The sequence below is a fragment of the Pseudomonas sp. Seg1 genome, from assembly GCF_018326005.1.
In the GTDB taxonomy this organism is placed as follows: Bacteria; Pseudomonadota; Gammaproteobacteria; order Pseudomonadales; family Pseudomonadaceae; genus Aquipseudomonas.
The window spans coordinates 5,179,077-5,192,585 of sequence record NZ_AP021903.1; the positions used below are offsets into that span (position 1 = coordinate 5,179,077).

General features: G+C 59.7%; 11 protein-coding genes. 5 read left to right on the top strand and 6 right to left on the bottom strand.

Annotated elements, in window-relative coordinates:
• Positions 1-11: 11 nt before the first annotated feature.
• The 4 genes from KI231_RS23230 (at position 12) to KI231_RS23245 (ending at position 6,672) form a co-directional block, all read left to right on the top strand.
• Positions 12-1,076, top strand: coding sequence for an imelysin family protein (locus tag KI231_RS23230; RefSeq protein WP_213026448.1), 1,065 nt, complete (start codon positions 12-14; stop codon positions 1,074-1,076).
• A gap of 14 nt (positions 1,077-1,090) precedes the next feature.
• Entirely contained in the window at positions 1,091-2,191 is a 1,101-nt protein-coding gene (locus KI231_RS23235) for a DUF1513 domain-containing protein (RefSeq protein ID WP_213026449.1), read from the top strand.
• A 283-nt stretch (positions 2,192-2,474) separates the two neighbouring features.
• Complete coding sequence (locus tag KI231_RS23240) at positions 2,475-3,623, top strand: efflux RND transporter periplasmic adaptor subunit (RefSeq protein ID WP_213026450.1); 1,149 nt, start codon at positions 2,475-2,477, stop codon at positions 3,621-3,623.
• Positions 3,624-3,636: 13 nt separating this feature from the next.
• On the top strand, positions 3,637-6,672 hold the full coding sequence (locus KI231_RS23245; RefSeq protein ID WP_213026451.1) for a multidrug efflux RND transporter permease subunit: 3,036 nt from the start codon (positions 3,637-3,639) through the stop codon (positions 6,670-6,672).
• A gap of 164 nt (positions 6,673-6,836) precedes the next feature.
• On the opposite strand, the gene KI231_RS23250 is transcribed toward KI231_RS23245, so the two are convergent.
• The 5 genes from KI231_RS23250 to colR form a co-directional block, all read right to left on the bottom strand.
• Positions 6,837-7,064, bottom strand: a complete 228-nt coding sequence (locus KI231_RS23250; RefSeq protein WP_034153490.1) for a hypothetical protein — start codon at positions 7,062-7,064, stop codon at positions 6,837-6,839.
• Positions 7,065-7,066: 2 nt separating this feature from the next.
• Entirely contained in the window at positions 7,067-7,783 is a 717-nt protein-coding gene (locus tag KI231_RS23255) for a lipopolysaccharide kinase InaA family protein (RefSeq protein ID WP_103305503.1), read from the bottom strand.
• Positions 7,784-7,787: 4 nt separating this feature from the next.
• Entirely contained in the window at positions 7,788-8,456 is a 669-nt protein-coding gene (locus tag KI231_RS23260; RefSeq protein ID WP_103305502.1) for a class I SAM-dependent methyltransferase, read from the bottom strand.
• Positions 8,457-8,608: 152 nt separating this feature from the next.
• Positions 8,609-9,892, bottom strand: coding sequence for a sensor histidine kinase (locus tag KI231_RS23265; protein WP_103305501.1), 1,284 nt, complete (start codon positions 9,890-9,892; stop codon positions 8,609-8,611).
• Positions 9,882-10,565: a two-component system response regulator ColR gene (gene colR, locus KI231_RS23270; protein WP_103305500.1), complete on the bottom strand. Its 684-nt coding sequence runs from the start codon at positions 10,563-10,565 to the stop codon at positions 9,882-9,884. The genes KI231_RS23265 and colR overlap by 11 nt, the downstream gene beginning before the upstream one ends.
• A gap of 220 nt (positions 10,566-10,785) precedes the next feature.
• Here colR and KI231_RS23275 point away from each other — a divergent pair, with 220 nt between their 5' ends.
• Positions 10,786-11,529, top strand: a complete 744-nt coding sequence (locus tag KI231_RS23275; RefSeq protein WP_103305499.1) for a phosphatase PAP2 family protein — start codon at positions 10,786-10,788, stop codon at positions 11,527-11,529.
• 288 nt (positions 11,530-11,817) lie between these two features.
• Here the strand turns inward: KI231_RS23275 and groL are convergent, their stop codons facing one another.
• On the bottom strand, positions 11,818-13,464 hold the full coding sequence (gene groL, locus KI231_RS23280) for a chaperonin GroEL (RefSeq protein WP_103305498.1): 1,647 nt from the start codon (positions 13,462-13,464) through the stop codon (positions 11,818-11,820).
• Between the last annotated feature and the right edge of the window lie 45 nt (positions 13,465-13,509).

Genomic DNA, 13,509 nt, shown 5'->3' on the forward strand with positions numbered 1-13,509 from the left:
GGGAGCCCGACATGTTCCGTCCCAAGTTGTTGTTCACCAGCCTTGCCGCGCTTGCCCTCGGCGCTTGCTCGCCACAGGATCCGCAAGCGGTCACCTCGGCGGCCATCGCCAAATCGGTGATCCTGCCGACCTACACCCGTTGGGTCGAAGCCGACAAGCAACTGGCCGTCAGCGCCCTCGCCTACTGCCAAGGCAAAGAGAACCTGGAAACCGCTCGCGCCGACTTCCTGCACGCGCAGAAAGCCTGGGCCGAGTTGCAACCTTTGCTGATCGGCCCGCTGGCCGAGGGCAACCGTTCGTGGCAGGTGCAGTTCTGGCCGGACAAGAAAAACCTTGTTGGCCGTCAGGTCGAGCAACTGGTCGTCGCCCAGCCGCAGATCGATGCTGCCGCCCTGGCCAAATCCAGCGTGGTGGTTCAGGGCCTGTCGGCTTACGAATACATCCTGTTCGATGCCAAGCCTGATGTCGCCAACGCCGAACAGAAAGCCAAGTACTGCCCGCTGCTGATCGCCATCGGCGAACGCCAGAAGCAACTGGCCGAAGAGATTCTGCAGAGCTGGAACAACAGCGACGGCATGCTCGCGCAGATGAGCAAATTCCCGAACCAGCGCTACGCCGACTCCCATGAAGCGATCGCCGATCTGCTGCGTGTACAGGTCACCGCCCTCGACACTCTGAAGAAAAAGCTCGGTACGCCAATGGGCCGCCAGAGCAAGGGCGTGCCGCAGCCGTTCCAGGCCGATGCATGGCGTAGCCAGTCGTCGCTGACCGCGCTGGAAGCCAGCCTCGCCGCCGCCAAAACCGTATGGGAAGGCGTCGACAACAAAGGCCTGCGTGGTCTGTTGCCAGCCGAGCAAAAACCGCTGGCGGACAAGATCGACGCCGCTTATGCCGCCTCGCTGAAACTGTTCGACAGCACCCAACGTTCACTTGGCGAAATGCTCGAGGACGACGCCGGTCGCCAGCAACTCAACGATATCTACGACAGCCTCAACGTCGTCCATCGCCTGCACGAAGGCGAACTGGCCAAGGCGCTGGGTATCCAACTGGGCTTCAACGCCAACGACGGTGACTGATGAGGGCAACTGCCATGCTGCGACGCCAGGCTCTGACTTTAGGTAGTGTGCTGCTGGGAGCAGTGACGCTGGGCGGCTGGACGCTGTTCAAACGCAAGGATCAGAGCCCGCTGCTGCTGTCGGCGCGCGACGACACCGACGGCAAGCATTACGCCGTCGGTTATCGGCTCGACGGCACGCGGCTGTTCACCACCGAAGTCGGCCAGCGTTGCCACGACATCATCAACCACCCGACGCTGCCGATTGCGTTGTTTGTCGCCCGCCGGCCGGGCACCGAGAGCTACCTGATCGACCTGCGCGACGGCACATTGTTGCAGACCGTGACGTCGCAGCCGAACCGGCATTTCTACGGCCACGCGGTGATTCACAAGGATGGCGAGTACCTCTACGCCACCGAAAACGACACGACCGATCCGGGCCGTGGCTTGCTCGGGGTGTACAAATTTGAAGGCGAGCGGCTGGTGCACAGCGGCGAGATTTCCACCCACGGCCTCGGCCCGCATCAGGTCTCGTGGATGCCCGATGGCGAAACCCTGGTGGTGGCCAACGGCGGGATTCGGACCGAGGCGGAAAGCCGCGTCGACATGAACCTCAACGCCATGGAGCCAAGCCTGGTGCTGATGCAGCGCGACGGCACCTTGCTGAGCAAGGAAACCCTCGCCCAGCAGATGAACAGCGTGCGGCATCTGGGGATCGCCAGTGACGGCACCATCGTCGCCGGTCAGCAATTCATGGGCGCGTCTCACGAACGTTCGGAGTTGCTGGCGATCAAGCGTCCGGGGCAGCCATTCGTGGCGTTCCCGGTGCCGGACCATCAGTTACAGTCGATGGGGCATTACACCGCCAGCGTCGCGGTACACAGCGATTTGCGTCTGGTGGCGCTGACTGCGCCGCGTGGCAACCGTTTTTTCATCTGGGATCTGGACAGCGGCGAAGTACGCCTCGATGCACCGCTGGCCGATTGCGCGGGCGTTGGTGCGGTGAAGGACGGTTTTGTCGTGACCTCCGGTCAGGGCCGCTGCCGGTATTACGATTGCCGCCAAGATGAGCTGCTGGCCAAGCCGCTGGAACTGCCGGCGGGGCTCTGGGACAACCATCTGCACTTGATCGCATAACCCACCTGTTCTGAGTACGACTCATAACCTGTGGCGAGGGGATTTATCCCCGATCGGCTGCGCAGCAGTCGCAAAACCATCGCACACGGTTCAATTGACAGACCGCGGTTGCAGGTTTTGAGGTGGCTTCGCCGCCCATCGGGGATGAATCCCCTCACCACAGGTTTTGTGTTCAGACTTCTTCACTCCGTCCTCACCTGTAATAACTGCCAGTTGGAATCCCCCCTGAACTCGGAGTAATGTGCCCGCCTGTCTCACCTGATTTATCCAAGGAACTGGAAATATGCTGCGTCGCCGCATGCTGATCATGTTGGGTGTTGTGTTGCTGATCGTCCTGGTTCTGGGCGGGTACAAAGCCTTTTCGATCTATACGATGATCCAGGGCTTCTCCAAGCCGAAACCGCCGATCAGCGTCGCCGTGGCCAACGCCACCGAGCGCCCGTGGCAGATGCGTTTGCCCACGGTCGGCACGCTCAAGGCGTTGCAAGGCGTCGAGCTGAGCCTGGAAGTCGCCGGCACCGTCACCGAGCTCAAGTTCGAATCAGGGCAGAAGGTCAAAGCCGGGCAACCGTTGCTGCAACTCGACAGCGCCGTTGAAACCGCCCTGCTGGAAACCGCCAAGGCTGACCTTGGTCTGGCGCAACTGGACTTCGGCCGGGGCAGCCAACTGGTCGACAGCCGCGCGATCTCCAAAGGCGAATACGACCGGCTCTCCGCTGTTCTGCAAAAGAACCGGGCCACGGTCAATCAGCTCAATGCCTCACTGGCGAAAAAACGCATCCTCGCCCCGTTCAGCGGCACCATCGGCATCCGTCAGGTCGACGTCGGCGACTACCTCGCCAGCGGCACCAAAATTGCCACATTGCAGGACCTGAGCAGCCTCTACGCCGACTTCTACCTGCCCGAGCAGTCGGTGCCGAAACTCGCTATCGGCCAACCGGTAAACGTCTCGGCCGGCGCTTACCCCGGCCAGAACTTCCCGGGCAAAATCAGCGCGATCAACCCTATCGTCGAAAGCACCACGCGCAACATCCTCGTCCGCGCCACCCTGGCCAACCCCGACGGCAAACTGCTGCCGGGCATGTTTGCCAGCCTCGAAGTATTGCTGCCGGATCCGCAGACCCACGTCGTGGTGCCGGAAAGCGCGATCACCTACACCCTCTACGGCAATTCGCTGTACGTGGTCGGGCAGAAAAAAGCCGAGGATGGCAGCGTCGAAAAAGACGACAAGGGCCAACCGGTGCTGATCGCCGAGCGGCGCTTCATCGAAACCGGTGAACGCCGCGATGGCCTGGTGATGATCAACAAGGGCGTACAGAGCGGCGAACAAGTGGTGACGGCCGGCCAGATCAAACTGGACAACGGCGCACACATTGCCATCAGCGACGACAAGACCCTCGGCGAGCAGAACAGTCCGCCCCGCGCCGACTGATCAAGGAATCCCCATGGCTTTTACTGATCCGTTCATCCGCCGCCCGGTGCTCGCCACCGTGGTCAGCCTGCTGATTGTGCTGCTGGGCTTTCAGGCCTGGAGCAAGTTGCCGCTGCGCCAATACCCGCAAATGGAAAACGCCCTGATCACCGTGACCACGGCGTACCCCGGGGCCAACGCCGAGACCATTCAGGGCTACATCACCCAGCCGATGCAACAGAGCCTGGCCAGTGCCGAAGGCATCGACTACATGACCTCGGTCAGTCGGCAGAACTTCTCGGTGATCTCGATCTACGCACGCATCGGCTCCAACACCGACCGCTTGTTCACCGAGTTGCTGGCCAAGGCCAACGAGGTGAAGAACAAACTGCCGCAGGACGCCGAAGACCCGGTACTGAGCAAGGAATCCGCTGACGCCTCGGCGCTGATGTACATCAGTTTCTTCAGCAAGGACTTGAGCAACCCGCAGATCACCGACTACCTGTCACGGGTGATCCAGCCAAAACTGGCGACCCTGCCGGGCATGGCCGAGGCGGAGATTCTCGGCAATCAGGTGTTCGCCATGCGCCTCTGGCTCGACCCGGTGAAACTCGCCGGTTTCGGCCTCAGCGCCAGCGACGTGACCAACGCGGTGCGCCAGTACAACTTCCTCTCCGCCGCCGGCGAAGTGAAAGGCGAGTACGTGGTCACCAGCATCAACGCCAACACCGAACTGAAATCCGCCGAGGCTTTCGCCGCGATTCCGCTCAAGGTCAGTGGCGACAGTCGCGTGCTGCTCAGCGATGTCGCACGGGTGGAAATGGGTGCGGAAAACTACGATTCGATCAGCTCGTTCGGCGGCACCCCCTCGGTGTACATCGGCATCAAGGCTACGCCGGGGGCCAACCCGCTTGATGTGATCAAGGAAGTGCGCAAGCTGATGCCGGAGCTGGAAGCTCAACTGCCACCGAACCTGAAAAGCGAGATCGCCTACGACGCCACACTGTTCATTCAGGCGTCCATCGACGAAGTGGTGAAAACCCTGTTCGAAGCGGTGCTGATCGTCATCGTCGTGGTGTTCCTGTTCCTCGGCGCGCTGCGTTCGGTGGTGATCCCGGTGGTGACCATTCCGCTGTCGATGATCGGCGTGATGTTCTTCATGCAGATGATGGGCTACTCGATCAACCTGCTGACCTTGCTGGCGATGGTGTTGGCAATCGGTCTGGTGGTGGACGATGCGATTGTCGTGGTGGAGAACATCCACCGCCATATCGAGGAAGGCAAGACGCCGTTCGACGCGGCACTCGAGGGCGCTCGGGAAATCGCCATGCCGGTGGTGTCGATGACCATCACCCTGGCAGCCGTTTACGCACCAATCGGCTTCCTCACCGGGCTGACCGGTGCGCTGTTCAAGGAATTCGCCCTGACCCTGGCCGGCGCGGTGGTGATTTCCGGGGTCGTCGCGCTGACACTGTCGCCGATGATGTGCGCCTTTTTGCTGCGTCACGAGGAAAACCCCAGCGGGCTGGCGCATCGCCTCGACCGCATCTTTGACGGCCTCAAACGCCGTTACCAAAGCATGCTGCACGGCACGCTGAACACCCGGCCGGTGGTGCTGGTGTTCGCCGTGATCGTGCTGTGTCTGATTCCGGTGTTCCTCAAGTTCACCAAATCGGAACTGGCGCCCGACGAAGACCAGGGCATCATTTTCATGATGGCCACCGCCCCGCAGCCAACCAACCTTGATTACCTGAGCACCTACACCGACGAGTTCATCAAGATCTTCAAGGAGTTTCCGGAGTACTACTCCTCGTTCCAGATCAACGGCTACAACGGTGTGCAGGCGGGGATCGGCGGCTTCCTGCTCAAGCCATGGAACGAGCGCAGCCGCACGCAGATGGAAATCCTTCCCGAGGTGCAAGGCAAACTGGGCGCCATCCCGGGCTTGCAGATTTTTGGATTCAACCTGCCTTCCCTGCCCGGTACCGGTGAAGGTTTGCCGTTCGAATTCGTGGTCAACACTGCCAACGATTATGAACTGCTGCTGCAAGTGGCCGACCGGATCAAGAAGCGCGCCATGGAGTCGGGCAAGTTCGCTTTCGTCGACCTCGATCTGGCGTTCGACAAACCGGAAGTGGTGGTCGACATCGACCGCGCCAAAGCCGCGCAGATGGGCGTGTCGATGCAGGACCTCGGTGGCACTCTCGCCACTCTGCTGGGCGAGGCGGAAATCAATCGTTTCACCATCGAAGGGCGCAGCTACAAGGTCATCGCCCAAGTTGAACGGCCGTATCGCGACAACCCGGGCTGGCTGAACAATTACTACGTCAAAAACACCCAGGGCGAGTTGCTGCCCCTGTCGACGCTGATCAAGGTCAGCGACCGCGCACGTCCGCGCCAGCTCAACCAGTTCCAGCAACTCAATGCGGCGAAGATCTCCGGCTTCCCGTTGGTGAGCATGGGTGAAGCGATCGATACGGTATTGCAGATCGCCCGGGAAGAAGCGCCAGCCGGTTTTGCGTTCGATTACGGCGGCGCGTCACGGCAGTTCGTGCAGGAAGGCAGTGCCCTGTGGGTGACGTTCGCCTTGGCGCTGGCAATCATTTTTCTGGTGCTGGCGGCGCAGTTCGAGAGCTTCCGCGATCCGCTGGTGATTCTGGTGACGGTGCCACTGTCGATCTGCGGCGCTCTGATTCCGCTGTTCCTCGGCTGGTCGAGCATGAACATTTACACCCAGGTCGGGCTGGTAACGCTGATCGGCTTGATCAGTAAGCACGGGATCCTGATCGTCGAATTCGCCAACCAGTTACGCAAGGACAAAGGCCTGAGCGCGCGTGAGGCGGTGGAAGAAGCCGCCGCGATTCGTCTGCGGCCGGTGCTGATGACCACGGCGGCAATGGTGTTCGGCATGGTGCCGCTGATTCTGGCGACCGGCGCGGGAGCGGTGAGCCGGTTTGATATCGGTACGGTGATTGCGACGGGGATGTCGATCGGCACGTTGTTTACGCTCTTTGTGTTGCCTTGCATCTATACCCTGCTGGCGAAACCGGATCCCAAACCAACCGCATAACCCTGTTGGAGTGAGCCTGCTCGCGAAGCGGTGTGTCAGGCACCCTGGTATTGACTGACACACCGCTATCGCGAGCAGGCTCACTCCTACATAGAGATCTGCGTTGCCCAAGGATAAAAAAAGGCCTCGCATCTGCGAGGCCTTTTATGTGGGCTTCAATCGGTTCAACTTTGCGGCCTCATCCCTTGCGAAAGTCCGAACATGAACAGCAACAAATCATGGTCGGGTTTGGTCGCCACGGAGGCTTTCGCCACCCGTGGTACCGCGCAGTGAGCATCGTCTACAGACGCGCCAACAACCTGCATGCGGGGCTGCTCCCAGGCAGCCACCGCCAGTGAAGCAACTGCCAAGGCCCCTACCAGGAACAAACCTCGTGCAATTTCGAGTTTCATCGCTATAAACCTTTGATAGCGCTGCCAAACGCCGTCTCGTAAAAATAGACGAGTTTCTTCCAGTCCGCGTCGCGGAACGACGAATGGCGGCGCAGTTGTTTCATGTCATGGGAGGCGGCGCGATAAGCGGTCAGGCGCTGGCGGCATTTCTCCAGATCAATCAATGCCACTTCAACTTTTGCCGATTCGCCCTCGCCCGTCACCCGTACGAAAACGTGTTTGATGTAGATGCAGCTGTGTTGCCAGCGCCCCTTGTGCATACGCGCGAGGTTTTCGGCGAGATCCTTGAGCACACGCTCATAGATCGCATCGCCGCACTGATCGCGGCCACCGGCAGCAGCCAGCCAGTGTTCCAGTTCCTGGAAACCGTCCAGGGACTTGGTCACCAACAATGCACGCCACTTGTGCTGCGGATCGGGCTGAGCGCCGCAGAAAACGATTTGCGGCACTCGCACACCGAGTTTGCTGACGCCGGTCAGCGCATCGAGTTCGCGCAGCACGGTCGGGCGGCCGAACGGATGCAGCCAGCTACGGTAAATATGTCCAGTCTGGCGTTTGGCATAGAGCAATTGGCCATCCCGGCCGACGATCCTTTGCACGCCACTTTCACCACCACGGCGAACATTCGGTTCTTCCACCCACTCACCGCGCTGACTCCAGTAGTAGTCGAAGCGATCCTGGGGAGCGACTTCCGTTTCTGCTGCAAATTGCACTGCCATCCTGTTACCTCTTGCGTAATACGTAAACCCGCCACATCGCATAGAGCGGAATAAAGTCCAGTTGTTCCTGAATGCGGAAACCCGCCTGTTCAAATTCTTTTTCAACCGTAGCAACCGGTAACACAAAGCGATTCTGGTAGTCGCGGTTGGGACGATCCTGCTCAGCTCGTTTGCGCTTCCAGGCCTTGAAATTGCCGTCGACCCACAAAGAAACGATCACGCTGTCGCGGGTGACGCGCTCGAATTCGCGCAAAATCGCCCGGCGGTGCTCGGCTTCACCAATGTGATGCAGCAGCCGCATGCAAAAAATGCTGTCGACGGCGTTATCCGGCAAAGCGATGTCGAACGCTGAGGTGTGCAAGGGTTGTACCCGTTTCACCACGTCGGCCGGTTGAGCTTGCAGTGCCGTCTTGATCATTGACTCGGAGTTATCCGCACCGATGATCACCCGGTTGTGCTTTTCCGCCAGCAATGGCCAGAAGCGTCCGGCACCGCAGGGTAGATCCAGCACCAGACCAGGTTCACCGGCGAGTGTCAGAGCCTTGCGGGCCAACTGCTCGTCACGCCAGTGGGACAGGCGACGGCCAAGACTTTCTTTGTGTTTGCGCAGGTACTTCTGCGCATGTTGATCGTCGTACTTTTCTGAAAAATCGAGCTTGATCGGGCCGGCCATCACCAGGACTCCTGAGTTACTGATGACGCCACCTTAAGCAGCGGCGTGTCAGCGTCAGGTCATCCGGTTGTGAAAAAAATGTCAGGTAAACCGGCAAAGTATTACAGCGTTATACAGGATTTAGACAGGTTGGCGGGAGTAGCATGGAGCCACTATTTGCGCCCGATATTGCCAAGATCCACCTCGAAGCGGCAGCCATTGGGCTTCATCGTGCTCAAGCTGACCGTCCAGCCCTGGTTCTCGCAGATGCGCTGCACAAGAGACAAGCCGAGGCCCAGACCTTCTCCGCGCTTTTCACTGCCACGCACGAAAGGCTCGAACATGGCCTCGCGTTTCTCCTCGGGAATCCCCACGCCCGAATCCTCGACCACAAAGCCATTGCCCGTCAGCGTCAGACGAATGAACCCCTGCTCGGTGTAATGGCAGGCATTGCGCAGCAGATTGCCCATCACCGCCGTCAGCAACGTAGCGTTGTAACAGTCGGCGGGAGGGTTGCCGGGCTCGAACTGCAAGGTCAGGCCTTTGCTTTCGATCGGTTCGCGCCATACGCACAGCAGGCTGTCCGCCACTTGCGCAAGATTCTGTTGCGGCGATGCCCCGGAGTCCTCGCGTTGGGCGCGGGCCAACATCAGGAAGGTCTGCACCAGCTCACGCATTTCCTCACTGGCGCGAGCAATGCGCTCGACCTGCGAGCGACCGCGTTGATCGATCGCGGGATTCTCGAGCAGCAACTCGCAGGAGCTGGCCAACACCATCAGCGGAGTGCGCAACTCGTGGCTGACGTCGCTGGTAAACAAGCGCTCGCGAGTCAGGGCCTGACGCAATCGCCCCAGCGTGGCGTCAAACGCCACCGCCAGTTCGCCGACTTCGTCAGCCGCGTAGTCCGGTGCCAACGGTGGCGCCAGCCCCAGTAACTGATCGCGATGACGCACCTGCCGTGCCAGCCGCACCACCGGCGCCATCACTTTGCGCGCGAGCACCCAGCCGAGGAACACCGCCAACGCCAGACTGAGCACAAAGCCCACCAGCACCACGGCAAACAGCACACGCTCGCGCTCTTCAAAATCGCTTTGATCCTGCAGCAACACGTAGCGCCGACCGTCGACGATCTCGACCATCGCGTGATACGACAATTGTTCGCGGAAGACTTCGTGGAATCCGGAATCGAGGTGACGCAAATCTTTCGGCAGTTCGAAATCACCGGGCCCGCCGCTGAAATAGAACAACTGATCGGGTTCCGGACGATGGCTCCAGTCGGAGACATTGTCCATCAGCAACAGGCGCTGCAAATCGCCACCCAGCCCTGCCGAAATCAGTTTTTCCTCGACCAGGTGCACCGTTGCGACGATGCCCATCGCGAACGCCCCGGCCACCAGTGCGCTCATCAATGCAAAGGCAATGATGATCCGCTGGGAAAGGCTTTGCTTAAACTCCATCACGACCCTCGGCCAGGCGATAACCGACGCCGTGCACGGTGTGCAGCAATGGTTTGGCGAACGGTTTGTCGATCACTTGGCGCAATTGGTGAACGTGGCTGCGCAGGCTGTCGCTGTCCGGGCAGTCATCACCCCACAGCGCTTCTTCGAGAATTTCCCGGCGCAGCACGTGTGGGCTCTTCTGCATCAACACCGCCAGCAACTTCAGGCCGACCGGGTTTAGTTTCAACAGCTTGCCTTCGCGGGTCACTTCCAGGGTATCGAGGTCGTAGCTCAGATCGCCGACCTGCAAGGCACGTCGACCACCGCCCTGGGCACGACGCATCACCGCTTCGATGCGCGCGGCCAGCTCGGACAAGGCAAATGGCTTGATCAGATAATCGTCAGCCCCGGACTTGAAGCCCTGCAGGCGATCGTCGAGCTGATCGCGGGCGGTGAGCATGATCACCGGGGTGTCGCGGCGGGCATCTTCGCGCAGTCGTTTGCACAGCGTGTAGCCATCAATACCAGGCAACATGATGTCGAGCACGATCAGGTCGTAATGCTCGGTGGCCGCCAGATGCAGGCCCGACAGACCGTCCTGGGCGCAATCGACGGTGTAGCCCTTGAGCCCCAGGTAATCGGCCAGATTGGCCAGGATATCGCGGTTGTCTTCGACCAATAGAATTCGCATGGGCACCTCTTCCGTACACAGTAACGGCCGTCATGGCCCGCGCAGCTTACGGCCAAGTGTGGCTCAGGGCTAGGCGTGTGTAGGGTTGTTTATCGATAAAGATGTTCATTGCGCCAACCAACGTTTTTTTCACTTTCGGTTAACAAATCGGCGACGCCATCGCGCGCAGACTCCGCGCATTTACGCTCTTCGAATACACTTACCGACCAAGGAATTACCCATGGCGTCGACCTCTGCCCGTCCCGTTTCAAGGCCGCTGAACTTCTGGTTGTGCCTGGGCATTCCCGCCGTCGCGGCGGTCATTCTGGTACTGCTCGAACTGACCGATCTGGACATGGATCTGGCCAGGCTGTTTTACGACCCAGTCGCGGGCGACTTCATCGGTCGCCACAGTTTCTTCCTGGAGGACATCCTGCATGACCGCGCCAAGCAGGTGGTGATTGCGTTCTCGGTGTTCGCCATCCTCGGTTTCATCGGTGCGTTCTTCATCGACCGGCTCAAACCGTTCAAGCGCGAACTCGGCTGCCTGGTGCTGTCGCTGGGGCTGGCGACTTCGTTCGTTACACCGGTCAAAGCCGTGACTGCGGTGCAATGCCCATGGAGCCTTGAGCAGTTCGGCGGCCATGAGACCTACAGCAAACTGCTCGATCATCGCCCGCCTACCGACAAGCCCGGCCGTTGCTGGCCTGGAGGTCATGCCGCGACCGGCTTCACGTTGTTTGCGCTGTTTTTCGTGCTGCGTGATCGCCGTCCGCGTCTGGCGCGACAGGCGTTTGTTTTTGCGTTTGCGTTGGGTTCGGTGTTTTCGATCAGCCGGATGATGCAGGGTGCGCACTTCTTTTCGCACAACGTGTGGACGGCGATTTTCTGCTGGCTGATTTGTCTGGGGTCGTATTACTGGGTGTTGTACCGCCCGGCGGTGAAGGCTGAGGCGGTGGTAAAAGCACAACCAGTCAGCGTCTGAGCTGACGCTATCGCTGGCAAGCCAGCTCCCACAGGATTCACTGCTGCCCACAACATCTGTGATCACTGGCAATCCCTGTGAAAGCCAGGCTTGCCAGCGATGGCCGCACTTCGGTCTCCCACAGGATTCACTGCTGCCCACAACATCTGTGATCACTGCCAATCCCTGTGGGAGCCTGGCTTGCCAGCGATGGCCGCACCTCGGTCTTGAGCAGCATCAATTCGAAGGCAATAAAAAACCCCGCTGGCTTTCGCCAGCGGGGTTTTGCGTTACGGGGGTAAGGCTGGCTTACATCATGCCGCCCATGCCACCCATGCCGCCCATGTCTGGCATGCCACCACCAGCGCCACCGTCTTTCTTCGGTGCGTCGGCAATCGCAGCTTCGGTGGTCAGGATCAGACCGCCGATCGACGAAGCAGCTTGCAGAGCCGAACGGGTCACCTTGGTTGGATCCAGGATGCCCATTTCGATCATGTCGCCGTACTCGCCAGTAGCAGCGTTGTAACCGAAGTTACCTTTGCCGTTCTTGACTTCGTTGACCACAACGCTTGGCTCGTCGCCGGAGTTGGAAGCGATCTGACGCATCGGTGCTTCAACAGCACGACGCAGAACAGCGATACCCACGTCCTGATCGGCGTTGTCGCCTTTCAGGTCCAGGATAGCTTCCAGAGCACGGATCAGCGCTACGCCGCCGCCAGGTACCACGCCTTCTTCAACGGCTGCACGGGTTGCGTGCAGGGCGTCTTCAACGCGGGCTTTCTTCTCTTTCATTTCGACTTCGGAACCAGCGCCAACCTTGATCACTGCAACACCGCCGGACAGTTTGGCCAGACGCTCTTGCAGTTTTTCACGATCGTAGTCGGACGAAGTTTCGGCAACCTGAGCACGGATCTGAGCGATACGCGCCTGGATGTCGGTTTCTACTCCAGCACCGTCAACGATGATGGTGTTTTCCTTGGAGATGGTCACACGCTTGGCGCTGCCCAGGTTTTCCAGGGTGGCGCTTTCCAGGCTCAGGCCGATCTCTTCGGAGATAACGGTACCGCCGGTCAGAACAGCGATGTCCTGCAGCATGGCCTTGCGACGGTCGCCGAAGCCTGGAGCCTTGACGGCTGCGACTTTAACGATGCCACGCATGTTGTTCACGACCAGAGTCGCCAGGGCTTCGCCTTCAACGTCTTCCGATACGATCAGCAGTGGACGGCCGGCTTTGGCAACGGCTTCCAGTACTGGCAGCATTTCGCGGATGTTCGAGATCTTTTTGTCGACCAGCAGGATCAGCGGGCTGTCCAGCTCGGCAACCATGGTTTCCGGCTTGTTGACGAAGTACGGGGACAGGTAGCCACGGTCGAACTGCATGCCTTCTACAACCGACAGTTCGTTTTCCAGGCCAGTGCCTTCTTCAACGGTGATCACGCCTTCTTTACCGACTTTTTCCATGGCTTCGGCAATGATGTCGCCGATGGAGTTGTCGGAGTTGGCGGAGATGGTGCCAACCTGAGCGATTGCCTTGGTGTCAGCGCATGGCTTGGACAGGTTTTTCAGCTCTTTGACAATGGCGATGGTCGCCTTGTCGATGCCGCGCTTCAGGTCCATCGGGTTCATGCCGGCAGCGACGGCTTTCAGGCCTTCGTTGACGATCGACTGAGCCAGAACGGTAGCAGTGGTAGTACCGTCACCAGCATCATCGTTGGCACGGGAGGCAACGTCTTTGACCAGCTGCGCGCCCATGTTTTCGAAGCGATCTTCGAGTTCGATTTCTTTGGCGACGGAAACGCCGTCCTTGGTGATGGTCGGAGCGCCGAAGCTCTTCTCGATGATCACGTTACGGCCTTTCGGGCCCAGGGTCGCTTTTACTGCGTCAGCCAGGACGTTGACACCGGTGAGCATTTTCTTGCGGGCGGAATCGCCGAATTTAACTTCTTTAGCAGCCATGATCGATATTCCTTAAATACTTTGTAGTAGCGGGAAAATGAGCGG